General features: G+C 73.3%; 25 protein-coding genes. 11 read left to right on the plus strand and 14 right to left on the minus strand.

Going from position 1 to position 22440, the window contains the following annotated elements:
* The first annotated feature begins 10 nt into the window (after positions 1–10).
* Together ACZ4VA_RS25440 and ACZ4VA_RS25445 are read left to right on the plus strand one after the other, a co-directional pair.
* On the plus strand, positions 11–1285 hold the full coding sequence (locus tag ACZ4VA_RS25440) for an ion channel protein (RefSeq protein WP_356163837.1): 1275 nt from the start codon (positions 11–13) through the stop codon (positions 1283–1285).
* A 40-nt stretch (positions 1286–1325) separates the two neighbouring features.
* Entirely contained in the window at positions 1326–2729 is a 1404-nt protein-coding gene (locus tag ACZ4VA_RS25445) for a glutamate decarboxylase (RefSeq protein WP_356163836.1), read from the plus strand.
* 6 nt (positions 2730–2735) lie between these two features.
* On the opposite strand, the gene ACZ4VA_RS25450 is transcribed toward ACZ4VA_RS25445, so the two are convergent.
* The 6 genes from ACZ4VA_RS25450 to ACZ4VA_RS25475 all read right to left on the minus strand — a co-directional run bounded on the left by ACZ4VA_RS25450 (position 2736) and on the right by ACZ4VA_RS25475 (position 8362).
* Positions 2736–3530 carry an ABC transporter permease gene (locus tag ACZ4VA_RS25450; RefSeq protein WP_355793554.1) on the minus strand — a complete coding sequence of 265 codons (795 nt, stop codon included), beginning with the start codon at positions 3528–3530 and terminating at the stop codon, positions 2736–2738.
* Positions 3527–4480, minus strand: coding sequence for an ATP-binding cassette domain-containing protein (locus ACZ4VA_RS25455; RefSeq protein ID WP_468082560.1), 954 nt, complete (start codon positions 4478–4480; stop codon positions 3527–3529). Before ACZ4VA_RS25455 ends, ACZ4VA_RS25450 begins: the two co-directional genes overlap by 4 nt.
* Positions 4481–4567: 87 nt before the next feature.
* Positions 4568–5209, minus strand: a complete 642-nt coding sequence (locus tag ACZ4VA_RS25460; protein ID WP_355781082.1) for a PadR family transcriptional regulator — start codon at positions 5207–5209, stop codon at positions 4568–4570.
* Between the two features lie 48 nt (positions 5210–5257).
* Positions 5258–5806, minus strand: coding sequence for a DinB family protein (locus ACZ4VA_RS25465; protein ID WP_355781085.1), 549 nt, complete (start codon positions 5804–5806; stop codon positions 5258–5260).
* A 110-nt stretch (positions 5807–5916) separates the two neighbouring features.
* Positions 5917–7377, minus strand: a complete 1461-nt coding sequence (locus ACZ4VA_RS25470) for an aldehyde dehydrogenase family protein (protein ID WP_356163832.1) — start codon at positions 7375–7377, stop codon at positions 5917–5919.
* A gap of 160 nt (positions 7378–7537) precedes the next feature.
* Complete coding sequence (locus tag ACZ4VA_RS25475) at positions 7538–8362, minus strand: helix-turn-helix domain-containing protein (RefSeq protein WP_355781091.1); 825 nt, start codon at positions 8360–8362, stop codon at positions 7538–7540.
* Positions 8363–8754: 392 nt separating this feature from the next.
* On the opposite strand from ACZ4VA_RS25475, the gene ACZ4VA_RS25480 reads away from it, so the two are divergent.
* Positions 8755–9243 carry an ATP-binding protein gene (locus ACZ4VA_RS25480; protein ID WP_468082561.1) on the plus strand — a complete coding sequence of 163 codons (489 nt, stop codon included), beginning with the start codon at positions 8755–8757 and terminating at the stop codon, positions 9241–9243.
* Between the two features lie 108 nt (positions 9244–9351).
* On the opposite strand, the gene ACZ4VA_RS25485 is transcribed toward ACZ4VA_RS25480, so the two are convergent.
* From ACZ4VA_RS25485 to rpmG, 7 genes are all read right to left on the minus strand, one after another.
* The gene (locus ACZ4VA_RS25485; protein WP_355781096.1) at positions 9352–9615 is read right to left on the minus strand and encodes a DUF397 domain-containing protein; all 264 of its coding nucleotides are present in this window, start codon (positions 9613–9615) and stop codon (positions 9352–9354) included.
* A gap of 173 nt (positions 9616–9788) precedes the next feature.
* The gene (locus tag ACZ4VA_RS25490; protein ID WP_355781098.1) at positions 9789–10274 is read right to left on the minus strand and encodes an SRPBCC family protein; all 486 of its coding nucleotides are present in this window, start codon (positions 10272–10274) and stop codon (positions 9789–9791) included.
* Positions 10271–10615 carry an ArsR/SmtB family transcription factor gene (locus ACZ4VA_RS25495; protein ID WP_452922015.1) on the minus strand — a complete coding sequence of 115 codons (345 nt, stop codon included), beginning with the start codon at positions 10613–10615 and terminating at the stop codon, positions 10271–10273. Before ACZ4VA_RS25495 ends, ACZ4VA_RS25490 begins: the two co-directional genes overlap by 4 nt.
* 7 nt (positions 10616–10622) lie before the next feature.
* Complete coding sequence (locus ACZ4VA_RS25500; protein ID WP_355781104.1) at positions 10623–10997, minus strand: VOC family protein; 375 nt, start codon at positions 10995–10997, stop codon at positions 10623–10625.
* Between the two features lie 119 nt (positions 10998–11116).
* The gene (locus tag ACZ4VA_RS25505) at positions 11117–12349 is read right to left on the minus strand and encodes a CobW family GTP-binding protein (protein WP_468082562.1); all 1233 of its coding nucleotides are present in this window, start codon (positions 12347–12349) and stop codon (positions 11117–11119) included.
* A complete protein-coding gene (locus ACZ4VA_RS25510; RefSeq protein ID WP_355789131.1) occupies positions 12349–12603 on the minus strand; it encodes a type B 50S ribosomal protein L31 in 255 nt (84 codons plus the stop codon). The genes ACZ4VA_RS25505 and ACZ4VA_RS25510 overlap by 1 nt, the downstream gene beginning before the upstream one ends.
* Before the next feature lie 5 nt (positions 12604–12608).
* Positions 12609–12773, minus strand: coding sequence for a 50S ribosomal protein L33 (gene rpmG / locus ACZ4VA_RS25515; RefSeq protein WP_015658813.1), 165 nt, complete (start codon positions 12771–12773; stop codon positions 12609–12611).
* Between the two features lie 62 nt (positions 12774–12835).
* On the opposite strand from rpmG, the gene rpmB reads away from it, so the two are divergent.
* The 4 genes from rpmB (at position 12836) to ACZ4VA_RS25535 (ending at position 14805) form a co-directional block, all read left to right on the plus strand.
* Positions 12836–13072 (plus strand): 50S ribosomal protein L28, encoded by a 237-nt coding sequence (rpmB, locus tag ACZ4VA_RS25520; RefSeq protein ID WP_356163826.1) that lies wholly within the window; start codon positions 12836–12838, stop codon positions 13070–13072.
* The gene (rpsN, locus tag ACZ4VA_RS25525; RefSeq protein ID WP_356163825.1) at positions 13072–13377 is read left to right on the plus strand and encodes a 30S ribosomal protein S14; all 306 of its coding nucleotides are present in this window, start codon (positions 13072–13074) and stop codon (positions 13375–13377) included. The genes rpmB and rpsN overlap by 1 nt, the downstream gene beginning before the upstream one ends.
* Positions 13378–13436: 59 nt before the next feature.
* On the plus strand, positions 13437–13943 hold the full coding sequence (locus ACZ4VA_RS25530; RefSeq protein WP_468082563.1) for a hypothetical protein: 507 nt from the start codon (positions 13437–13439) through the stop codon (positions 13941–13943).
* A gap of 328 nt (positions 13944–14271) precedes the next feature.
* Complete coding sequence (locus ACZ4VA_RS25535; RefSeq protein ID WP_356163824.1) at positions 14272–14805, plus strand: DUF4232 domain-containing protein; 534 nt, start codon at positions 14272–14274, stop codon at positions 14803–14805.
* 443 nt (positions 14806–15248) lie between these two features.
* On the opposite strand, the gene ACZ4VA_RS25540 is transcribed toward ACZ4VA_RS25535, so the two are convergent.
* Complete coding sequence (locus ACZ4VA_RS25540) at positions 15249–16391, minus strand: DUF2786 domain-containing protein (protein ID WP_468082564.1); 1143 nt, start codon at positions 16389–16391, stop codon at positions 15249–15251.
* Between the two features lie 125 nt (positions 16392–16516).
* Between ACZ4VA_RS25540 and ACZ4VA_RS25545 the strand changes: the two genes are divergently transcribed.
* The 4 genes from ACZ4VA_RS25545 (at position 16517) to ACZ4VA_RS25560 (ending at position 22412) form a co-directional block, all read left to right on the plus strand.
* Positions 16517–17263, plus strand: a complete 747-nt coding sequence (locus ACZ4VA_RS25545) for an ABC transporter ATP-binding protein (RefSeq protein WP_468082565.1) — start codon at positions 16517–16519, stop codon at positions 17261–17263.
* On the plus strand, positions 17257–19470 hold the full coding sequence (locus tag ACZ4VA_RS25550; protein ID WP_468082566.1) for an ABC transporter permease: 2214 nt from the start codon (positions 17257–17259) through the stop codon (positions 19468–19470). The genes ACZ4VA_RS25545 and ACZ4VA_RS25550 overlap by 7 nt, the downstream gene beginning before the upstream one ends.
* Positions 19471–19501: 31 nt before the next feature.
* Entirely contained in the window at positions 19502–20239 is a 738-nt protein-coding gene (locus tag ACZ4VA_RS25555) for a Clp protease N-terminal domain-containing protein (protein ID WP_468082567.1), read from the plus strand.
* Positions 20240–20711: 472 nt separating this feature from the next.
* Positions 20712–22412, plus strand: a complete 1701-nt coding sequence (locus tag ACZ4VA_RS25560) for a bifunctional 3'-5' exonuclease/DNA polymerase (RefSeq protein ID WP_356163820.1) — start codon at positions 20712–20714, stop codon at positions 22410–22412.
* Positions 22413–22440: the final 28 nt, after the last annotated feature.

The raw sequence follows: 22440 nt of genomic DNA on the forward strand, positions 1-22440 counted from the left end.
GGTGTGGCTCGTGAGCACCGAAGCCCCGGCGGCGCCGGGTCCGACCCCCGTCCGGCGGCTGCTGCCGCTGCTCGTGCCCTCCATCCTCGTCGGCATCGCCGCGGCTCTCGTCCTGCTGGGCGTCAGCTGGGTCGCCGACCATCTGCAGGACGTCCTGTGGCAGACCCTGCCGGACGCGCTCGGGATCGGCCGCTACTCCTCGCTCTGGATGATCGTGATGCTCACGGCGACCGGCGTCGCGGTGGGCCTGGTCATCTGGAAGGTGCCGCGGCACGCGGGTCCCGATCCGGCGGCCAGCGGCCTCGTCGACCCTCCGCTGGCACCCGCGGTACTGCCCGGACTGCTCGTCGTCACCGTCCTGGCGCTGGCGGGCGGGGTCAGTCTCGGCCCCGAGAACCCGATCACGGCCACCAACATCGCCCTCGCCTGCTGGCTGGGCGCCCGGATCGCCCCCGGCTCCCCCACCATGCTGTGGCTGTCGCTGGCGGCCGCGGGAACGGTCGGCGCCCTCTTCGGCACCCCGGTGGCGGCCGCACTGATCTTCTCCGAGGTGCTGGCCGAGCGGCCAGGACCCGGCGCCCTCTGGGACCGGCTGCTGCCGCCGCTGCTCGCGGGCGGCATGGGCGCGCTGACCGTCACCCTGCTGGCCCACCCGAGCTTCGACCTCTCGCTGCCCGCGTACTCGGGGCCGCACTGGGGCGACCTGCCCGGCGCCCTGATCGTCGCCTCCGTCGGGGCGCTGATCGGCATGGCGGCGGTCTACGCCCTGCCGTACGTCCACGGCGCCTTCGCGCGGCTCGGACGCCCGTGGCTGGCGCTTCCCCTGGGCGGTCTGGTGCTCGGCCTGCTGGGCGCGCTGGGCGGGCACCTGACCCTCTTCAAGGGCCTGACGGAGATCAAGGTCCTGGCCGAGGACCCGGACGGCTGGTCCTCGGGCGAGTTCGCGCTGATGACCGTGGTGAAACTCGCCGCGCTGGTCGTCGCGACCTCGTGCGGGTTCCGCGGTGGCCGGATCTTCCCGTCGGTCTTCGCGGGGGTGGCCCTCGGCCTGTGCGCCCACGCCCTGGTGCCAGAGGTGGACGTCACCCTCGCCGTCGTCTGCGCCGTGCTCGGGATGCTCATGGCCGTCACCCGGCAGGGCTGGATCAGCCTCTTCACCGCCGCCGTCCTGGCAGCCGACGCGGCAGTGCTGCCGCTGCTCGTCATGGCGTCGGTGCCGGCCTGGCTGCTGGTGACCGGCCGGCCCCTGATGCAGCTCCACGACGACGGGACCCCGCTCCGCTGACCCCCGCTCCCCCACCCCCCTCTCCCCCACCGGAGGCGACATGGCACTGCACAAAGGCCCCGAGTCCGGCGAACGTCCGTTGTCCGTCAACCCCTTCTTCGGCGAGACCAACCCCGTCAGCGGCATGGCCGAGGCGCCGCCCAAGCACCGCATCCCGGACGGGCCGCTGCCGCCCACCACGGCGTACCAGCTGGTCCACGACGAACTCATGCTGGACGGCAACGCCCGGCTGAACCTCGCCACCTTCGTCACCACCTGGATGGAGCCGCAGGCCGGGGTGCTGATGGCGGAATGCCGCGACAAGAACATGATCGACAAGGACGAGTACCCGCGCACCGCCGAACTGGAGCGGCGCTGCGTGGCGATGCTGGCCGACCTGTGGAACGCGCCCGACCCCGGTGCCGCAGTGGGCTGTTCGACGACCGGCTCCAGCGAGGCGTGCATGCTCGCCGGGATGGCCCTCAAACGCCGCTGGTCCAACCGCAACGCCGACCGCTACCCCGGGGCCCGCCCGAACCTCGTGATGGGCGTGAACGTCCAGGTCTGCTGGGAGAAGTTCTGCAACTTCTGGGAGGTCGAGGCGCGCCTGGTGCCCATGGAGGGCGAGCGCTTCCACCTCGACCCGAAGGCCGCCGCCGAGCTGTGCGACGAGAACACCATCGGCGTCGTCGGCATCCTCGGCTCGACCTTCGACGGGTCGTACGAGCCGATCGCCGACCTGTGCGGGGCCCTCGACGAACTCCAGGAGCGCACCGGCCTGGACATCCCCGTCCACGTCGACGGGGCGTCGGGTGCGATGGTGGCGCCCTTCCTCGACGAGGACGTGGTCTGGGACTTCCGGCTGCCGCGGGTGTCGTCCATCAACACCTCGGGGCACAAGTACGGCCTGGTCTACCCCGGCGTCGGCTGGGCGCTGTGGCGGTCGGCCGCCGAACTGCCCGACGAGCTCGTGTTCCGGGTCAACTACCTGGGCGGTGACATGCCGACCTTCGCGCTCAACTTCTCCCGGCCGGGCGCGCAGGTGGTGGCGCAGTACTACACGTTCCTGCGGCTGGGCCGCGAGGGCTACCGGGCCGTGCAGCAGACGACCCGGGACGTGGCCCGGGAACTCGCGGGCCGGATCGAGGAGATGGAGGACTTCCGGCTCCTGACCCGGGGCGACGAGCTGCCGGTCTTCGCCTTCACGACACGGCCGGAGGTGACGTCGTACGACGTCTTCGACGTGTCCCGGCGGATGCGCGAGCGCGGCTGGCTGCTGCCCGCGTACACCTTCCCGCCGAACCGGGAGGACCTGTCCGTGCTGCGCGTGGTGTGCCGCAACGGCTTCTCGGTGGACCTGGCGGAGCTCTTCGTGGACGACCTGAACCGGCTGCTGCCGGAACTGCGCCGGCAGCCGCGCCCGTCGACGCACGACAAGGGCGCGGCCACCGGCTTCCACCACTGAGGCGCGTCAGCGGCTGAGGCGGGCGAACCGGCGCACGGCCAGCGGGAAGAACACCGCGAGCAGGGCGAGCGGCCAGGCGACGGCCGCCCAGACGTGGCCCGGTTCGCCGCCCGGGCCGCCGACGAGGTCCCGTACCGCCGTCGCCGTCTGGGACATCGGGTTCCACTCGACGGCCGTGCCCAGCCAGCCGGGCATGGCGTCCGGGGTCGCGAACGCGTTGGAGAGGAACCCGACCGGCCAGACCAGGATCTGCACCGCTTGGACGAGTTCGGGTCTGCCCGCCACCATCGCCAGCTGGATGCCGATCCACAGCATCGCGAACCGGAAGAGCAGCAGCAGCCCGAGGGCGCCCAGGAAGGCGCCCGGGCCGCCGTGCACGCGCCAGCCGATCGCGTAGCCGACCCCGCACAGCACGAGCAGGGACAGCGCCGACTGGAGCATGTCGGCGGCCGAACGCCCCACGAGGAAGGCCGCGTCGGCCATCGGCATCGACCGGAAGCGGTCCACGACGCCCTTGTTGAGGTCCTGGGTGACCGCGAGCATCGTGCCCTCCAGGCCGAAGGCCATGGTCAGCGCGAGCATGCCCGGCACCAGGAAGTCCACGTAGTCGCCGTCGACCTCCCGGCCGCCGCCGACCAGGTAGCCGAACATCAGCAGCAGCATCACCGGGAAGACCAGGCCGACGAGCACGCGCACCGGCTGCCGTGCCCAGTGGGCGAGTTCGCGGCGGGTCATGGTCCAGCAGTCGGTCAGGGCACGGGCCCCCGAACGGCTCCAGCCGGTCTCGTACGTGGTGCTCATACGGCCTCCTTCACGCGCCGGCCGTCCCCGGTGAGGTGCAGGAACACCTCGTCCAGGGTGGGCCGCCGCAGGGCGATGTCCTCCGCCTCGATGCCGGCCTCCTCCAGGGCGCGCACGACCCCGGAGAGCGCCGCCATCCGGTCGGTGACCGGGGCGCTGAGCAGGCGCCGGTCGACGTCCACCGAGACGTCCTCGGCGGCCAGGGGCAGCAGGGCCGCGGCGGCGCCCAGCAGACCGGCGTCGCGCAGCACCACGTCGATGCGGTCGCCGCCGGTGCGCGCCTTGAGTTCGTCGGCCGTGCCGTCCGCGACGACCCGGCCCCGGTCGACGAGCGAGATGCGGTCGGCCAGCTGGTCCGCCTCCTCCAGGTACTGCGTGGTCAGCAGGACCGTGGTGCCCTCGCCGACCAGGGACCGCACGGCCGCCCACACCTCGGCGCGCCCGCGCGGGTCGAGTCCGGTCGTCGGCTCGTCCAGGAACAGCACCTCCGGCCCGGTGATCAGCGAGGCCGCCAGGTCCAGCCGGCGGCGCATGCCCCCGCCGTACCTCCCGACCGGCTTGCGGCCGGTGTCCGCGAGCCCGAAGCGCTCCAGCAGCTCGCGGGCCCGCACGCGCGCGTGGGAGGCGCCCAGGTGGTACAGCCGCCCGAACATCTCCAGGTTCTGCCTCCCGTCGAGTTCCTCGTCGAGCGCGGCGTGCTGGCCGAGCAGGCCGATGCGGCGCCGTACCCGGGCGGCCTCGCGCACCACGTCGCACCCGGCGACCTCCGCCCGCCCGGCGTCCGGCCGCAGCAGCGTCGTCAGCACCCGCACCGCGGTGGTCTTGCCCGCCCCGTTCGGCCCCAGCAGGCCGTGGACGGTGCCCCGCCGCACCGCCAGGTCCAGTCCGTCCAGCGCCGCCCTCTCCCCGTACCGCTTCTCCACGCCCTCGACTGCGATCGCGTCGGCCATCCGGCTCCCTCCGCCCGAGCACCCCAAGTAGTCAAACTTGACCACTGGCTCGAAGGTACGACCCGAAACCTCATTCGTCAAACTTGATTAGTCGCGGTCCCCGGGATGCGGCGTCCCCGTCGCGTACGGGTTCTCCTCGCCCTCGTGCAGGACCCCGACGAACGGTTCGCCCTCACCGGCGAAGGTGTACGCGCCGCCCTCGATCCGCTCGATCAGGCCCCGGGTCCACTCGGCGTCGGCGTCCGCGCTGTGCACCCAGAGGTTCATGATCTCGCCGATGTGGCCGAGCTGTTCCGGGCCGTCCTCCGGCACGTAGTGCTCGGTCACCGCGGAGCGCCACTCCTCGATCCGGTGGATCCGCTCCTTCAGCAGCCCCACCGCCTCGTCCCGCGGCAGTTCGACGATGAAGCCGATCCCGGCCGACTTCACGTCCATCTTCTGGTCGTACGAGGTCAGCGACTCCCGCAGCAGGGACAGGAACTCCTCGGTACCGCGGTCCGTGATCTCGTACTCGGTGCGCGGCGGCCCGCCGGCCGTGGAGGGGGCGATCTCGTGGGCGTGCAGCAGTCCCTGCTTCGCCATCTGCTTGAGCGCGTGGTAGATCGAACCCGGCTTGGCGTTGGACCACTCGTGCGCGCCCCAGTACTCCAGGTCGTTGCGCACCTGGTAGCCGTGGGCCCGCCCGTGCTGGCGCACCGCGCCCAGCACGAGGAGACGGATCGCTGACATGGGGTCCAGGTTAGGACCCCGCCGCCCGCGGGCCTTCGGCCGGTCCCGTCAGCCCTGGCCGCCGCCCCGCTCCTCGGCGACCAGCTCGAAGGCCGTCCGCCCGTCCAGGGACTCCCGGACGATGTCGGCGTGGCCCGCGTGCCGGGCCGTCTCGGAGATCAGCCGCAGCATCACCCAGCGCATGGACACCCGCTCGTCCGGCGGGAACCAGGGGTCGTTCGGCAGCGCGAACGTGTCGTCCAGACTCGGCACCGAGCGGATGAACGCCTCCGTACTCGCCGCGACCTTCTCCCAGTACGCCAGCACCGACTCCGGGGTCTCGTCCCCGGTCAGCACGAAGCACTCGTGCCAGTTCGACGCGTCCCGCCGGACGGCCGGCGGCTCGCCCTGGGCGCGGGCGATCCAGCCCTGCTCGACCTCGGCGAGATGCTTGACCAGCCCGGCCAGGGACAGCTCGCTCGCGCTCGGCCTGCTGCTCGCCTGCTCCGCGGTGAGCCCGAGCAGGGTGCGCCGGACGCCGCCGCGCTCGCCCTCCAGGAACGCGAGCAGCGCGCCGCGTTCGTCGCCGTGCGCTTCCGCGTGAACGTGAGTGACCATGACGGGCCGCCTTTCGTGGATGCCGTTGCCGTTCTCTGCCGACACCCACGACGCTACGGACCCTTGCGGTCAGGTGCTGTCCGCAAGGGCTCGCGAAACGCGGACAGGCCCTAGAACGGGAAGAAGCTGCGCCCGTGCTGCACGGAGATCCACTTCTGCGTGGTGAACGCCTCGACCGTCGCCTCGCCGTTCAGGCGGCCGATGCCGGAGCGCTTCTCGCCGCCGAAGGCGACCAGCGGCTCGTCGTGCACGGTGCCGTCGTTCACGTGGAACATGCCGGTGTCGATCTGCTTGGCGAAGGCGACACCGCGCTCGACGTCCGCCGTGTGGACGGCGCCGCTGAGGCCGTACGGGGTGTCGTTGACGATGCGCACCGCCTCCTCCTCGCCGTCGAAGGGGACGAGCAGCGCGACCGGGCCGAAGATCTCCTGGCGCAGGACGGCGGAGTCGGCGGGCAGGTCGGTCAGCACGGTCGGCTCGACGAGGTTGTCCGTGGTCGCGCCGCGCAGCAGGGCCGTGGCGCCCTCGGCGAGGGCCTGGTCGACGGCGCCCGTGATCGCGTCCGCCTGGGAGGAGTTGATGACCGGGCCGATGACCGTCTGCGGGTCGCTCGGGTCGCCGGTCTTCAGGCCCTTGACCTTGGTGACGAACTTCTCGGTGAACTCGGCCAGCACGGAACGGTCCACGAGGACGCGGTTGGCCGCCATGCAGACCTGGCCCTGGTGCACGTACCGGCTGAAGACCGCCGCGTCCACGGCGTAGTCGACGTCCGCGTCGTCCAGCACCACGAGCGCGCTGTTGCCGCCGAGTTCGAGCACCGAGCGCTTGAACTGCGAGGCGCAGACGGTGGCGACGTGGCGGCCGACCTTGTCCGAGCCGGTGAAGGAGATGACCTTGGGGACCGGGTGCTCCAGGAAGGCGTCGCCGATCTCGGCGATGTCGGTGATCACGACGTTCAGCAGACCGCCGGGCAGACCCGCGTCCTCGAAGACCTTGGCGACCAGCGAGCCGCCGACGATCGGGGTGTTCTGGTGCGGCTTGAGGACCACGCCGTTGCCGAGCGCGAGGGCGGGCGCGACGGACTTCAGCGACAGCAGGAAGGGGAAGTTGAAGGGGCTGATGACGCCGACCACGCCGACCGGGACGCGGTAGACGCGGTTCTCCTTGCCGTCGACCGGCGAGGGCAGGATGCGTCCCTCGGGCCGCAGCGCCAGCTGGATCGACTCGCGCAGGAACTCCTTGACGAGGTGCAGCTCGAAGCCGGCCTTGAGGTGGGTGCCGCCCAGCTCCGCGATGATCACCTCGGTGATCTCCGCCTCGCGCTCCTCGATGATCCTGAGGGCCCGCTCGAAGACGGCGCGACGCGCGTAGGGGTTGGTCGCGGCCCACTCCTTCTGGGCGCGCTGGGCCGCGCGGTACGCCTCGTCGACCTCGTCGACCGTGGCTATCGTGATCGACGCCAGCTTCTCCCCGTCGTACGGGTTGAAGTCGATGATGTCCCAGGAGCCGGTGCCGGGGCGCCACTCGCCGTCGATGTACTGCTGTGCCAGGTCGGTGAAGTAGGACGACATGTGATCCCTCAATCCCAGGGCTGCCGAGGCAGACATCCGATCAACGTCTGATCACACGTCATCGTACTGGTGTGCAAAGGGAGTTGAGGGACGCTCCGGACAGTCGGCGAGGACTGCCGCACGGCCCCGCAGGACCGCGCGGCACGCCCGGCAGGCCGCGTCAGGAGAGCTGCAGGAGACCCCTCAGCAGGTCCCGGCTCTCGGACGGGCCGGGACTGTCCTGCTGCAGCTCCTTGAGCGCGCCCTCGTACTGGGTGACGTCCTCGCGCTTGTCCAGGTAGAGGGCGCTGGTGAGCTGCTCCAGGTAGACGACGTCCGACAGGTCGGACTCAGGGAAGCTCAGGATGGTGAAGGAGCCGCTCTCGCCCGAGTGGCCGCCGAAGCTGAACGGCATGACCTGGATCTTGATGTTCGGACGCTCCGACAGCTCGATCAGGTGCTGGAGCTGTCCGCGCATCACCTCGCGGTCGCCGTAGGGACGGCGCAGCGCGGCCTCGTCCAGGACGCAGTGGAACTCGGGGGCTCGCTCGGAGACGAGGTGCTTCTGGCGCTCCAGGCGCAGGGCCACCCGCCGGTCGACGTCCGCGGCGCTCGCGCCCTTCATGCCGCGCCGGACGACCGCGTGCGCGTACGCCTCGGTCTGCAACAGGCCGTGCACGAACTGCACTTCGTAGGAGCGGATGACGTGCGCCGCGCCTTCGAGGCCGACATAGGTCGGGAACCAACTGGGCAGGACGTCCGAGTAACTGTGCCACCAGCCCGCGACGTTGGCCTCTTTCGCGAGGGAGATGAGAGACGTCCGCTCGGCCTCGTCGGTGATGCCGTAGAGCGTCAGCAGGTCCTCGACGTCACGCGTCTTGAAGCTCACCCGTCCCAACTCCATGCGGCTGATCTTCGATTCGGAGGCACGGATCGAGTAGCCGGCCGCTTCCCGGGTGATCCCGCGCGTCTCCCGCAGGCGCCTCAGGTGCGACCCCAGCAGCATGCGCCGCACCACCGAGCCTCCCCCAGCCTCAACTGCGGTCGACCGGGGGTACCCCCATGCCTCACCAGCGCTCACGTTCTCCGCCTCCCCAACCGTGTGCAGGGGCCGAAGTCTGCCACTAAAACACTTCAAGCTGTACTCGTCCGGTTACAGAAAGGGAAAGCAACCGAAGCAGCACCATAGGAAAGGATCAGTTGAGGGCAAACAAGTGGGAAGAAGGTGACAGAAGAAATGCGCAGGAATGGGTACCAGAGGTACCGAGTCCGGCGCGTGCACGTGCATCTGCCCTTGCATCTGCTGAACGCTTTCGGAACCATGGCTCCCGCGCCACCGCTGCATCGCCACGACCGCGAACCCCGGGAGTGCCTCGCATGGGGACGAATGGATCGACCATGCTCGAGCCGTTACGGCAGGGGCTTCCGCCGCTCGACCCCGCGGCCGTGTCCAGCGCCGCCTCGTGCGCCCTGCCCGCCCGCTTCGAAGCGGTGCGCGAAGCACGGCAGTTCACCCGCAGGACGCTCGACCAGTGGGAGATCGGCGACCGCTTCGACGACGTCTGTCTGGTCGTCTCCGAACTCGTGACCAACGCCCTGCGGCACGCGCTGCCCGTGGACACCCCGCGCGCCGGCGAACAGGACCCGCCGGTGCGGCTGCACCTGATGCGCTGGACGACGCGACTGGTGTGCGCCGTGCGCGACCCCAGCAACGAGAGTCCGGTCGCACGCGACTCGGACGACTTCTCGGCGGAGTCGGGGCGCGGCCTCTTCCTGGTCGAGTCGTTCGCCGACGGCTGGGGCTGGCACCCGCTCGCGGGCAGACTCAGCGGCAAGGTCGTATGGGCGCTGTTCCGCCTGCCCACGGCCGGGGCCGCCGCCGAATGACGGACCGCGGCGCTTTTCGGCGCCGCGGTTCTACGCGCGTCACGGCGCGTCGACCGAACGTTACGGAAGGTCGCGCCCGCCCGGCGTCCCGGACCGCCGCGGCCGCACTCAGGCGCCCGCTATCAGGTGGTCGAACTCGCCGTCCTTGATGCCCAGGAGCATGGCCTCTATCTCGGCGCGCGTGTAGACCAGCGCCGGCCCCTCCGGGAAGCGCGAGTTGCGGACGGCGACCTCGCCGCCGGGCAGCCGGGCGAACTCCACGCAGGAACCCTGCGAGTTGCTGTGTCTGCTCTTCTGCCAGTTCACCCCATGCAGCGCCGTGGCCGCCATGCCGTTGTACACGTCGTCCACGTCGCACACGTCGTGGTCCACAGGTTGCTCCCCGGGTGGTGCATTGGCTGATGTGACCATTGGTGTAGCGGTCAACTGTCCCGGATCATAGCCCTGTTCATGTGCAGATGCATGAGCAGATGCACGTGCACGCGGGGTGGTCCCACGGTTACAGCTTTTACCGGTTCTTGACCGCTGCCCGCCGTCCCGGCCGGCTACAGCCGGTCCAGCGTCTGCCCGAGGGAACGCAGCACCTGCGAACGCCAGCCGCCGCCCATGATCTTCCGCGCCGTCAGCTGCGCGGGGTCGTCCGGGTCGAACCCTTCGTGCACTAGGAAGAGACGCGTCCCGCGCCCTTCCTGTTCCAAAGTCCACGTGATGGTCCAGTCCGCGGGACGCGCGGGGTCGGCGTCGGCCCACCGGACGCGCAGCATCCGCTCGGGCTCGTAGGCGAGGACCCGCACGTCGACCCTGCCGGAGAAGCCCGTGTTGGGCCGGGGGACCGAGGTCAGCGTGTACCGGTGGCCGACCTCAAGGCGGAAGTCCTCGGAGCCCGGCATCTGCCACTGCGCGAGGAGTCCGGGGTCGGTGAGCGCGCGCCAGACCTTGGCCGGCGGGTGCGGGAAGAACTGGTCGACGCGCACCGTCGTCAGGTCGTCGTCGGCGGCGAAGTCCGGGGCGGGTTCGTCAGCGGGGCTCATGGCTCGTCATGGTCGGGCATGCGGTCCAGCAGATCACCGAGGCCCTTCAGCCTGTCGCGCCAGAACGGCTCGTACGGATGGAGCCAGTCCTGCACCTCGGCGAGCGGGGCGGCCTCCAGCCGGTAGATGCGCCGGCGTCCGGAGCGCTCCTCCGACACCAGACCGGCGTCCCTGAGCACCTTGAGGTGCTCGGAGAGGCTCGGCCGGCGCATGTCGAAGTGGTCGGCGAGGGCCTGGACCGGCTGCGGTCCCTCGTCGCGCAGCAGCCGCAGCACCTCGCGGCGGGTGCCGTTGGCGAGTGCGGCGAAGAGGCGGTCCTCACGGGCCCCGGTGATCGTCATGTCGCGCTCAGAAGCCTTCCTTCTCCGTCAGCAGCATCAGACCGTTGCCGTCCGGGTCCCGGAAGGAGGCCATGCGGCCCCAGGGCAGCTCACCCGGGCCGTCGACCTCGACCCCGGCGGCCGTGAGCCGGGCGCAGTCGGCGTCGACGTCGGTCGTGACCAACATGATCCCCCGGCTCTCACCCGGCACGAAACCACCCATGCCGGGTCCCGAGAGCGTGAAGACGGTCTGCGCGCCCCTCGGCGCGACCTGGAGCCAGCGGCCCGGGGGCATCTCCCGGTCCGCGACGACCTCGAAGCCGAGGACGTCGGTGTAGAAGCGCAGGGCCCGGTCCTGGTCGGCGACGGGGAGGGTGACGAAGGAGGCGTGGGTGATGTTCATGGACACCACGATAGGTAGGAGTTTCCCTACGAGTCAAGCGTAGGGAAACTCCTACCTATTGCGAGGCGCAGGCCACCGGGCGGGACGGGGGCACTCCCGCAAGCGGGTCGGGGCGCGGGTCAGACCTCCAGCAGGGAGTCGAAGGCGGGCGGGAGCAGTTTCCAGGCGTCGGGCCCGGCGGCGTACTCGGCGTCGGTCAGCAGACAGGACTCCAGGAGCGGTTCGAGCCGGTCCCGGTCCAGGCCGGGCGACGTGAAGACGAGGTGCTGGCAGCGGTCGCCGTGCTCGGGATGCCAGTCGAGGGCCGCGGCGGCACGGCGGACCGGCGGGACCAGGTCCCAGGCGGCGTCCGGCAGCGATGCGAGCCAGGGCCCCGCGCTCTCCACGCACAGGGCGCCGCCCGCCGCGTCCCAGTGCAGCAGCGTGTCCGGCCGGTCGGCGAGCCAGAACCGCCCCCGGCTGCGGGCCGCCGCGCAGGTCAGGTCCTCCAGTGCCGCGTACAGCCGCTCCGGGTGGAACGGACGCCGCCTGCGCCATACGAAGGTGGCGACGCCGCCCGCGTCGTCCTCGGCCGGCAGCAGCGCGCACGCCGGATGCTGGGCCGCGGCCGCCGCCTCCACGTCGAAGCCCGCGAACGCGGCCCGCACCAGCGCGGAATCGGCCTGACGTGCGGGCGGGACCGGCGTCCCCGGAACCGGCGTTCCCGTGTTCGGCGCCGCCCCCTCCCGGCCCGGGTCCGCCGGGGTCGCGGGCGGACCGAGCGGGACCCGGCGGGCGGTCGGGTGGAGCTGGGTGAGCAGGGCGTGGTCCTCCTCGTCCGCTTCCCCGGAGGCGGTGACGGCGAGGACGGGGGCGTACTCCAGCTGCCGCGCGAAGGTGTCGGCGACCGTGCGCCGGTCGGTGGCGGCGGCGGCCAGACCCCGGTCGGCGAGGTCGTCGCCGTCGGCGAGGCAGGGCAGGACGAGGGCCGGGTCGACGGCGGTGATCACGCCCGTCACCGTCAGCCCGCCGGCCGCCACCACCTCGGTCATCGCCCTGGGCTCGACGGAGTCCCAGAGCTCGACCACCGCGAGCCGGGTGCGCCCCTCGTCCGCGAGCCGTCGCAGCTCGGGCACGAGGTCCTCGCGCAGGGCGCAGCACGCGCAGTCGCCGACGAGGGGCGCCTCCCCCGCCGACACGATGCCGGCCGCGTCCCTGACCGTACGCACGACCGTGCCCCGTACGGCGGAGGCGAGGTCGTGGTGGAGGGCGACGCTGTCCGGCACCTCGGCGAGCAGCTGGGCAACGGCGGCCCGCCGCGCGTCCGCGTGCAGGCCGCCGACGATCACGACGGACAGGCCGCGGGACCCCATCAGCGGTCTCCGCGCTTGCCGTACCGCCGCTCGAAGCGCTCCACCCGGCCCGCTGTGTCCAGGACGCGTGCGGTGCCCGTGTAGAAGGGGTGGCTGACGTTCGAGATCTCCACGTCGACGACCGGGTAGGTCTGCCCGTCCTCCCACTCGACGGTCTTGCCGCTCGTCATCGTGGAACGGGTGAGGAAGGCGTGGCCCGCGGCGCGGTCACGGAAGACCACGTGCCCGTACGGGGGATGGATTCCCTCGCGCATGCCGCTCAGCGCTCCTCTCGGAAGTCGACGTGCCGCCCGGCGACCGGGTCGTACTTGCGCAGCGTCATGCGGTCGGGGTCGTTGCGGCGGTTCTTGCGGGTGACGTAGGTGAAGCCGGTCCCGGCCGTGGACCGGAGCTTGATCACGGGACGGAGTTCGTTGCGTGCCATGCTGCTATCTTACTGAAAACGACTCCCATTACCAATACGCGAACTGGAGAGGTGCGTCACCCGTGTCCGCCCACTGCATGCTGACCGGCGCCCGCCCGGGCTTCGGCAACTCCGTCTCCCACTCCCACCGGCGCACCTCGCGCCGCTTCGACCCCAACGTCCAGCGCAAGCGCTACTGGCTGCCGAGCGAGGGCAGGTTCGTGCGGCTGCGGCTGAGCACGAAGGGGATCAGGACGGTGGACGCCATCGGCGTCGAGGCGGCCGTCGCCCGCATCCGCGCCCGCGGGGTGAGGATCTGATGGCCAAGAAGAGCAAGATCGCGAAGAACGACCGGCGCCGGGAGACCGTCGCGCGGTACGCCGCCCGGCGCGCCGAACTCAAGGAGATCCTGCGCCGGCCCGGCTCCACCGAGGCCGAACGGGAGGCCGCGCGGGCGGAGTTGGGCCGGCAGCCCAGGGACGCCAGTGCCACCCGCGTACGCAACCGGGACGGCGTGGACGGGCGGCCGCGCGGCTACTTCCGGGCCTTCGGCCTCTCCCGGGTGAACCTGCGTGAGCAAGCGCACGCCGGATTTCTCCCCGGTGTCCGCAAGTCGTCCTGGTAGCTTGCTGCGGTCGTCCCGGCGACCTCAGTCATCACCCGCCCACCCTTGGGGGACTTCCAGTGACTTCGGCGACCTTCCCGCGCCAGCGGGTGCGGAGCGCGGCCGCGGCCGCGGGACTGGCGGCCGCACTCGTGCTGACCGCCTGCAGCAGCGACGGCGACTCCGGCTCCGACTCCTCCGCGTCGGCGAGCCCGACGGCCACCGCGAGCGGCGACACCGGCGGCTCCGGGGGCTCCGGGGGCACGGCCGGGTCGGGGAAGCTCCAGGGCAGCTGGCTCGCCACGACCGACGGCAAGGCCGTGGCACTGGTCGTCAACGGCAAGGAGGCGGGCCTCTTCGCCACCGGCGGCACCGTGTGCAGCGGCACCGCGGGCAAGGAGGCGGACATGCAGATGATCCACCTCAAGTGCACCAAGGGCGTCGGCGACCGCACCGACGGCATGGTCGAATCCTTCGGCGCCACGACCATGAAGGTCAAGTGGGAGGGCGGGCTCGTGGAGACCTACCGCAAGGCCGAGGGCGGCAAGCTGCCCTCCGGGCTGCCTTCGACGGGCCTCGGTTCCTGAACCGCCGCGGCCGCCGTCCATCGGCGGCCGTGTCCTGACCTGCGGGCCGTGCGATCCTCCGGGGTCGGCGGCCCGTCGGCGTCCAGGGCTCGGGGCGCGAGCCGTCCGGGGCCCTGGGCTTTCGGCGGTTGCGACCCGGGGCGCGCAGGGAGCACTGGCATCGGCGTTCGCGATTCGGGCGCGTAAAGGTGGGGGCGCGCTGCGTACGCAATGGGAGCGCGGACACCGGCGGCCGCCATTCGGGGTGCGAAAAGGTGGGGGCGCGAGGCGGACACGGACCCGGTTGCGTGATGATCCATGTGCACCGTCACGACCACTGGGGGAACCCATGCGCGCCCTTCCCATCGCCGTCACCGTCCTCACGGCGGCTCTCACCCTGACCGCCTGCGACGACGGCGGCGCAGGCGACGACACCGACGCCAAGCCCTCCGCGGCCTCCGGGACCTGTACCGCCGACCACGTGGGCATCGAGGTCGGCCCCGGCAACGCCGCTCCGGCCGCCGGCGACACCGGCAACATCCCGGTCACCGTCACCAACCGCGGCCCCGCCGACTGCACCCTGCGGGGCTTCCCGCGCGTAGACCTGCTGGGCGGCTCCGACTCCTGGACCGTCGCCGCGCAGGAGGGGGCGAACCCGGTGAAGGTGAAGCTGAAGCAGGACGAGGCGGCCACCTTCACGATCACGTACGCGCGGGGGCCCGAGGGCGACACCGCGAAGAGCGCCGACGCGAAGAAGGTGCAGATCGGCCTGCCCGGCTCGGACGCCACCCAGTCCTTCCCGTGGACGTACGGCCCGGTCGCCCTGAAGGGCGGGTCCGAGCCGGACGCGTCGGTCAGCCCGTTCCAGACGGCGGGCGACTGAGCGCGGGGCGACAGGACGCCCCGGGGCGGGACCTGCTGACGGGGGGCGGCCCGGGTCAGCCCCGTCGGCAGGTCCGGGTCAGCCCTCGGCAAGTCCGGGTCAGCGCAGTCGGCGGCCCGGGTCAGCGCGGCCGGGGCGAGTCAGCTCGGTCGGGGCCGGGACCCGGGGGCGGCCCGAAGGTCCAGTGGGGATACCGCTCGCCGACCGGCGACTGAGCCCCGGGGCCGCGGGACACCGCGGGCGGAGTCCAGGCGTACGCGGCGGACCCGGGTCAGCACAGTCGGCAGGCCCGGGTCAGCCGTTCCGGGGCCGGGACCCGGGGGCGCCCGACGGTCCAGCGGGGTACCGCTCGCCGCCGGGCGGCTGAGCGGAGTCCAGGCGTAGGCGGAGAACCCCGGTCAGCACAGTCGGCAGGCGCGGTCAGTTCAGTCGGCACGCCCGGGTCAGCCCAGCTTGGGCCGGGATCTGACCTGGGCTCGGTCGGCTGCCGCCGATCCCTCCTCCCAGCCCGCCGCGTCCGTGATGCCGCGCAGCCGGGTGGTCACCGTCCGCGGGAACATGTCCTCCATCCGGTCCGCGACGGCCACGTCGCGGGCCGCGAGGACCGGCAGCAGCTCACCGGCCGACTCGGCCACCTGCCCCTCGGCGGCCGCCGCGAGACGGTCGCCGATCCGGTGCGCGTACGCCGCGAGGAACGACTGCCGGAACGTCTTCGTGCGCTTGCGGCCGCCCGCCCGCTGCGCAGCCTCCGCCTTCGTCATCGCCGCCGTGGCCTGCACGAGGAGCGAGGTGTAGAGGAGCTCGACGGCCTCCAGATCGGGCTCGAAGCCGACCACCGTGGAGAAGCCGAGGTCGTCGTTCCACACCGCCCGGCAGCGGTTCGCCCGGGCCACCGCGTCCAGCAGCACCGCCTTGGCCGTCTCGTACGGCGCCTCCACCCCGACCCGGCAGGCGCCCGGCGCGTCCTTGGCGTGCGTGCGGGCCGCGAGCAGCGCCTCGTCGATGCTGTGCCGCGCCATCAGCTCCTGCGCCTTGGCGCTCAGCGCCTCCGCCTCCTCCGGGAACCCGGTCGCCTCCGCCTTGGCGAGCAGCGCGCGGATCCGGCCGAGCATCCGGGAGTCCTGGGCGGTCCGCCCGGATTCACGGCCGGAGACCGGCCGGGGTGCGTCGAGCGGCTCGATCGAGGGGAGCCGCAGCAGCAGCCGGTACAGCTCCAGCACGGCCGTCGCGTACGAGAAGCGGTCGGTGCGCGGAGCCTTCTCGCCGGTCGCGAGTTCGTCGAGCTGCGCCGCCCAGCGCGGCCCCCGGGCACCCTCCTGCCGCAGCTTCGACTGCGCCACGATCAGCTCCGACGCCAGCCGCACGTGTACGTCGTCGAACTCGCGCCGCACCATGCGTACGACGTCGGCGGGCTGCCAGCCCCGGCGCCACGCGGCGGCGACGAACTCCTCGCCGCGCCGGGCCAGTTCGGCGTCCGAGGCGGGGTCGGCGGCGAGCAGCGAGGCGCCCGCGTCGAGGGCGGTGTCGGTGTCGGCGTAGAGGGCCTCGAAGGCGCGCTCCACGGTGCCGGGCGTGCTGCTGGTCATCCCTCGATCGTGCCACGCCGGCGGACCGGGGCCCCGCCTGGCCTGCGGGGGTGGGTCCAGCCCTACCCCGGGGACGCCCGCTGGTGGTCGTGTGCGCGGGCGCGGCGGGCGGTTCGCTGGGAGGCATGACCACCACAGCCGTACGCATCCGATCCCTGCGCCGTCACTACGGCGCCGTCGCCGCCCTGGACGGGGTCGACCTGGACTTCACGGACGGGAGCTTCACCGCCGTGATGGGGCCCTCGGGGTCGGGCAAGTCGACCCTGCTGCACTGCGCGGCGGGACTGGACCGGCCCACCTCCGGGACGGTGACCGTGGCCGGGACCGAGCTGGCCGCGCTCAGCGAACGGCGGCGGACGCTGCTGCGGCGCGAGCGGATCGGGTTCGTGTTCCAGTCCTTCGGCCTGCTGCCCTCGCTCACCGCGGCGCAGAACGTCGCGCTCCCGGCGCGGCTGGCCGGGCGGCGCCCCTCGCGCGGGGCCGTCCGGGAGGCGCTGGAGCGGGTGGGGCTCGCGGGGCGTGCCGGGCACCGCCCCTCGCAGCTGTCGGGCGGCCAGCAGCAGCGGGTCGCCCTGGCCCGGGCGCTGATCACCCGCCCCGCCGTCCTCTTCGCGGACGAGCCGACGGGGGCCCTGGACACCGGGACCGGTCGCGAAGTGCTTTTGCTCCTACGGGAGTTGGTGGACCGCGAGGGGCAGACGACCGTGATGGTCACCCACGACCCGGTGGCCGCCGCGTACGCGGACCGGGTGGTCTTCCTGGTCGACGGCCGGGTGAGCGGGGAGCTGTCGGCGCCGTCGGCGGGGGACGTCGCCGCGCGTCTGACGCGCCTGGAGGGTCCGGCCGCGGCTCCGGCGGGTGCGTCGTGCTGACCGTGTCGTCGCTGCGTACGCGCTGGGCCTCGCTCCTCGGCTCGTTCGTCGCCGTGGCGCTCGGGGTCGGGGTGACGGCGGCGATGGGGCTCTGCCTCGCCGCGGCGCACGACGCCGGCGGGCGTGAGCCGCAGCGCTTCGCCGGGTCGCCGGTGGTGGTCATGGGCCGGGACACGCTCACGGTGGAGGTGCGGCGGGGGCCGTCCACCGCGCACGTGTCGAAGAAGCTGGCGCATACACACCCTGTGGACAGCGAACTGCTGCGCAGACTTCGGGACTTGGGCCCCGTAAGGACGGACGGGGCGGGCCGGGACGCGGTGGGGGTCGACGCGCCCGTCGCGGCCGTGCGCGAGGTGGTCCGCGAGTCCGGTGCCGGGGCCGGGCCCTCGGGTGAGACCGGCGGCGACCGGGTACGCGTCCTGACGGGAGAGGACCGCCGGCTGGCCGACCCGGCGGCGGCGCGGGACGCCGAGGCGCTGGTCGGGGTCGACGCGCTGCTGGGGACGGCGGCCGGGGTCACGGTGTTCGTCTCCGTCTTCGTGACGGCGTCCACGTTCGCGTTCGCGGTGGCCCTGCGGCGGCGGGAGTTCGGGCTGCTGCGGCTCGCCGGGGCGACGCCCGGGCAGGTCCGGCGGGTGCTGCTCGGGGAGGCCCTCGCGGTGGGCGTCGCGGCCTCGGCGGCGGGGTGCGCGCTGGGGGCGTGGGGAGCGCCGCGGCTGGTGCGGGCGCTGGTGGAGGGCGAGGTGGCGCCGCCGTGGTTCGCGCTGCGGGGGACGACGTACTGGCCGTACGAGGTCGCCTGCGCCGTCGGCCTGTCGGTGGCCGTCATCGGCGCGTGGGCCGCCGCGCGCCGGGCGGGCCGGACCTCTCCCGCCGAGGCGCTGCGCGAGGCGGCGGTGGACACGGGTGTGCTGCCGAGGTCGCGACGGGTGCTCGGGCTCGCGCTGCTGGCGGCCGGGCTGGGCCTGCTGGCCTGGCAGCTCGGGACCGAGCCGGCCGAACTGCTCAAGCGCAAGACGTACACGACCCGGCCGATGCTGCTGATCACGGCGGTGGCCGCGCTGGCGCCCCTGCTGGTCCGCCCGCTCGCGGGGCTGGTCCGGCTGCCCGGCGCCTCCGGCCTGCTGGTCCGCGAGAACGCGCGCGCCTCCGTGCGGCGGACGTCCGCCGTGGCCGCTCCGGTCCTGGTGACCGTCGCGCTGGCCGGCTGCCTGCTCGGGTCGGCACTGACCGTCGCGGAATCGGGGGCGAGCGAGGCCCGCGACCTGACGCGCGCCCGGTTCGTCGTGACCGGCGAGGCCCTGAGGCCGGTGCGGGTGCCGGGCGCGACGGTGTCGGGCAGCGCGTCCACCGCCGTGTTCGTGCGGGAGGAGGGGACCGCGCTGATCCGGTCCGAGGCGCGGGCGGTGACGGACGTGGCGGCGTTCGCGTCGGTGGCGCGGCTGCCGGTGGTGGCCGGGGACGTACGCGACCTCGACGACCGCTCCATCGTGGTGAACGAGGAGTGGGAACGGCACGAGGTGGGTTCCCGGGTCCGGGTGTGGCTCGGCGACGGGCGGCCGGCCCGGCTGCGGATCGCCGCGGTGCTGGCTCGGGGCACCGGGAACGGCGGTGCGTACGTGACCACGGCGAACGCGCCGGGGGCCGCGGTCGACCGGCTCGACGTGGGGGTGCGGAAGGGCGCGGACCCGGCGGCCGTCAAGGCCCGCCTGCGGGCGTCCGGCACCGGAGGGCAGGTCCGTACGACCGAGGCCTGGCTCGCGGCGACGCATCCGCGCTCCGGCCCGCAGACCCGGCTCGGGCTGCTCGTGGTGCTGGGCATCGCGTTGGTCCACGCCGTCCTCTCGCTCTCCGGGACGCTGCTGATGGCGACCTCGGCCCGGGGCACGGAGCTGCGTTCGCTGCGACTGGCCGGGGCCACCCGGGCGCAGGTGCTGCGGGTGGTCGCGGGCGAGTCGGCGGTGGGGGTCACCGTGGGCGCGGTCCTCGGCGTCGCCGTGACAGCGGTGTGCCTCGGCGGACTCGCCGTCGCCCTCGGGCAGCTGTCGGCCCCGGTGACGGCGGCGGTGCCGTGGGGGCTGCTCGGCGCGTGCGCGGGGGTGTGCCTGATGGTCGCGGTGGGCGCGTCGGTGGCGGGCGCGGCGCGGCTCTCCCGTCTCGACGGCCCCTCGACGGGCCGCGCGAGAGGCATGTCAACTTCGGGTTGACAGTGACGTACTGTCAACCTACGGTTGACACATGACGACGAACCCGGCGGGCAAGGCGACCGTGCGCCTCGACGACCTGATCGAGGCCATCAAGAAGGTCCACACCGACGCACTCGACCAGCTCCAGGACGCGGTGATCGCCGCGGACCACCTCGGCGAGGTGGCCGACCATCTGATCGGCCACTTCGTGGACCAGGCGCGGCGCTCGGGCGCCTCCTGGACGGACATCGGCCGGAGCATGGGCGTGACACGGCAGGCGGCCCAGAAGCGTTTCGTGCCCAAGGCCGAGTCGGACCTCGACCCGAGCCAGGGCTTCGGGCGCTACACCGAGCGCGCGCGGAAGGTGGTCATGGCCGCGCACAGCGAGGCCCGGGACGCGGGGAACGCCGAGGGCCTGCCCGAGCACCTCGTCCTCGGTCTGATCAGCGAACCCGCGGCACTCGCCGCCCGGGCGATCACGGCGCAGGGCGTGACCCTGGACGCCGTCCGCGCGGCCGCCACCGGCGCGCTCCCGCCGGCCTCCCCCGAGGTCCCGGAGCTCGTGCCGTACGGCCCCGCGGCGAAGAAGGTCCTGGAACTCACCTTCCGTGAGGCCCTGCGCCTCGGCCACAACTACGTCGGCACCGAGCACATCCTCCTGGCCCTGCTTGAGCACGAGAACGGCGAGGGCGTCCTGACGGCCCTCGGCATCGACAAGCCGACGACCGAGGACCACGTCACGCGGGCCCTCGCGGAGATCCAGCAGCGGATGGCACAGACGGCGGAGTGACCACGGCCGGGGGCACGGTCGCGGTCGCCCGGGCTCGGTTCGGGGATGGTCGTCGGCGTCTCGTCGGCGGGCCGTGCGGAGTCGAGGACAGCCCGCGGACAGTCCCCGCCGCCCGTCCCCTGGCCCGCTCGACGGCCTGCGGCTACCCCGCGGACAGACCCCCGCCGCACCCGGGCGCTCCGTCCCCGGGCCCTCTTGACGGCATGCGGCCACCCCGCGGACAGGCGCCCGCCGCACCCGGGCGCTCCGTTCCCGGGCCCCCTTGACCGCCTGCGGCCACCCCGCGGACAGACCCCCGCCGCACCCGAACGCTCCGTCCCCGGCCCCCCCCTTGCCGCCGTGCGGGCGCCTTGCTGAAAGGTGCCGGCCACCGCGCCCCGACCGACCGCCCCGCGGGCACGTGCCGGGACACGGAGGCGGGGGCTCCGCGTGGGGAACGCCGATGTCAGACCCCCCTGCGACACTCGCAGACATGACGGACCGGTGGGCACTCGCCCCGGCCGAGGACGGCGGCGCGGAAGTCGTCGCCCTCGGCCCGGACGGGCTGCCCGCGGGACCGGTCCACCGCGAGGCGGACCTCGTCGAGGCCGTGCGGACGCGGCCGGACGTGGTCCGCTGGGTGTGGCGGTCGACGGCCGAGGTGTACCCGCGCCTGCTCGCCGCGGGGGTGCGAGTCGAGCGGTGCTACGACATCGAGGCGGCCGAGACCCTGCTGCTCGGCCACGAGGGGCGCCTCGGTGAACCCCGGTCGGCGGCCGCCGCACTCGCCAGACTGCGCGGCGGCCCCGTGCCGCAGGACCCGCCCCAGCGCTCAGCCGAGCCCGGCTCGCAGTCGTCCCTCTTCGAACCGCGCCCCAGGCGCGTACCCCTCGGCGACCTCCTGGAGGTGTACGCGGACCAGCGGCGCCGGCACGACGCGGCGACGCACCCGGACCGGATGCGACTGCTGACCGCGGCCGAGTCGGCGGGCATGCTGGTGGCCGCCGAGATGAACGGCTCGGGGCTCCCCTGGAGCGCGGACGTCCACCGCGAGGTGCTGCACGAACTGCTCGGCGAGCGGTACGCGGGCGGCGGCGAGCCCCGCCGCCTGGCCGAGCTCGCGGACGAGGTGTCGGCCGCCTTCGGCCGACGGGTGCGCCCCGACCTGCCCGCGGACGTCGTGAAGGCGTTCGCCCAGGCCGGCATCAAGGTCAGGTCCACCCGGCGCTGGGAGCTGGAGTCCGTCGACCACCCGGCCGTGAAGCCCCTGCTGGAGTACAAGAAGCTGTACCGGATCTGGGTCGCCCACGGCTGGTCCTGGCTCCAGGACTGGGTCAGGGACGGCCGCTTCCGCCCCGAGTACCTGCCGGGCGGCACGGTCACCGGCCGCTGGGTGACGAACGGCGGCGGCGCCCTGCAGATCCCCAAGGTGATCCGCCGTGCCGTCGTCGCGGACCCGGGCTGGCGGCTCGTGGTGGCCGACGCCGACCAGATGGAACCGCGCGTACTGGCGGCGATCTCCCGCGACCCCGGCCTGATGGAGGTCGCCGGCCGCGAGAGCGACTTGTACCAGTCGGTGTCCGACCGGGCCTTCGCCGGTGACCGCGCCCAGGCCAAACTCGCCGTCCTCGGCGCGGTGTACGGACAGACGTCCGGCGACGGACTGAAGAACCTCGCCCTGCTGCGCCGCCGCTTCCCCCGGGCCGTCGCCTACGTCGACGACGCGGCCCGGGCGGGCGAGGAGGGACGCCTGGTCCGGACGTGGCTGGGACGGACGTGCCCGCCGGCCGCGGGCTCCGGCGAGGGGGCCGAGGAGGCCGGCATCCCGCAGGACGCCCCGGTGGACTCGGGTGACGCCGGCGCCGCCGACCAGGGCTGGGTCCCCGGCTACGCGTCCAGCGACTCCCGCGCCCGGGGCCGCTTCGCCCGCAACTTCGTCGTCCAGGGCAGCGCCGCCGACTGGGCCCTGCTGGTCCTCGCCGCCCTGCGCCGCACCTGCGCCGGCCTCGCCGCCGAGCTCGTCTTCTTCCAGCACGACGAGGTGATCGTGCACTGCCCCGCCGAGGAGGCCGACACGGTGGTGACCGCGATCCGCGAGGCCGCGGAGCTGGCGGGCACGCTCACCTTCGGCCCGACCCCGGTCCGCTTCCCGTTCACCACGGCGGTGGTGGAGTGCTACGCGGACGCGAAGTGAGCGGCCCGCACGAGGCGGCGGCAGCCGT

This window comes from Streptomyces sp. NPDC028308 (assembly GCF_055565855.1).

Coding starts and splice junctions, on each gene's coding strand:
- ACZ4VA_RS25490 (WP_355781098.1), bottom strand. CDS start 10,274: ATGAGCCCCGCTGACGAACCCGCCCCGGACTTCGCCGCCGACGACGAC.
- ACZ4VA_RS25470 (WP_356163832.1), bottom strand. CDS start 7,377: ATGTCGTCCTACTTCACCGACCTGGCACAGCAGTACATCGACGGCGAG.
- ACZ4VA_RS25505 (WP_468082562.1), bottom strand. CDS start 12,349: ATGGGGTCCCGCGGCCTGTCCGTCGTGATCGTCGGCGGCCTGCACGCG.
- ACZ4VA_RS25545 (WP_468082565.1), top strand. CDS start 16,517: ATGACCACCACAGCCGTACGCATCCGATCCCTGCGCCGTCACTACGGC.
- ACZ4VA_RS25480 (WP_468082561.1), top strand. CDS start 8,755: ATGCTCGAGCCGTTACGGCAGGGGCTTCCGCCGCTCGACCCCGCGGCC.
- rpsN (WP_356163825.1), top strand. CDS start 13,072: ATGGCCAAGAAGAGCAAGATCGCGAAGAACGACCGGCGCCGGGAGACC.
- ACZ4VA_RS25445 (WP_356163836.1), top strand. CDS start 1,326: ATGGCACTGCACAAAGGCCCCGAGTCCGGCGAACGTCCGTTGTCCGTC.
- ACZ4VA_RS25450 (WP_355793554.1), bottom strand. CDS start 3,530: ATGAGCACCACGTACGAGACCGGCTGGAGCCGTTCGGGGGCCCGTGCC.
- ACZ4VA_RS25460 (WP_355781082.1), bottom strand. CDS start 5,209: ATGTCAGCGATCCGTCTCCTCGTGCTGGGCGCGGTGCGCCAGCACGGG.
- ACZ4VA_RS25455 (WP_468082560.1), bottom strand. CDS start 4,480: ATGGCCGACGCGATCGCAGTCGAGGGCGTGGAGAAGCGGTACGGGGAG.
- ACZ4VA_RS25555 (WP_468082567.1), top strand. CDS start 19,502: ATGACGACGAACCCGGCGGGCAAGGCGACCGTGCGCCTCGACGACCTG.
- ACZ4VA_RS25465 (WP_355781085.1), bottom strand. CDS start 5,806: ATGGTCACTCACGTTCACGCGGAAGCGCACGGCGACGAACGCGGCGCG.
- rpmG (WP_015658813.1), bottom strand. CDS start 12,773: ATGGCACGCAACGAACTCCGTCCCGTGATCAAGCTCCGGTCCACGGCC.
- ACZ4VA_RS25560 (WP_356163820.1), top strand. CDS start 20,712: ATGACGGACCGGTGGGCACTCGCCCCGGCCGAGGACGGCGGCGCGGAA.
- ACZ4VA_RS25535 (WP_356163824.1), top strand. CDS start 14,272: ATGCGCGCCCTTCCCATCGCCGTCACCGTCCTCACGGCGGCTCTCACC.
- ACZ4VA_RS25475 (WP_355781091.1), bottom strand. CDS start 8,362: ATGCTGCTGGGGTCGCACCTGAGGCGCCTGCGGGAGACGCGCGGGATC.
- ACZ4VA_RS25495 (WP_452922015.1), bottom strand. CDS start 10,615: ATGACGATCACCGGGGCCCGTGAGGACCGCCTCTTCGCCGCACTCGCC.
- ACZ4VA_RS25540 (WP_468082564.1), bottom strand. CDS start 16,391: ATGACCAGCAGCACGCCCGGCACCGTGGAGCGCGCCTTCGAGGCCCTC.
- ACZ4VA_RS25500 (WP_355781104.1), bottom strand. CDS start 10,997: ATGAACATCACCCACGCCTCCTTCGTCACCCTCCCCGTCGCCGACCAG.
- ACZ4VA_RS25510 (WP_355789131.1), bottom strand. CDS start 12,603: ATGCGCGAGGGAATCCATCCCCCGTACGGGCACGTGGTCTTCCGTGAC.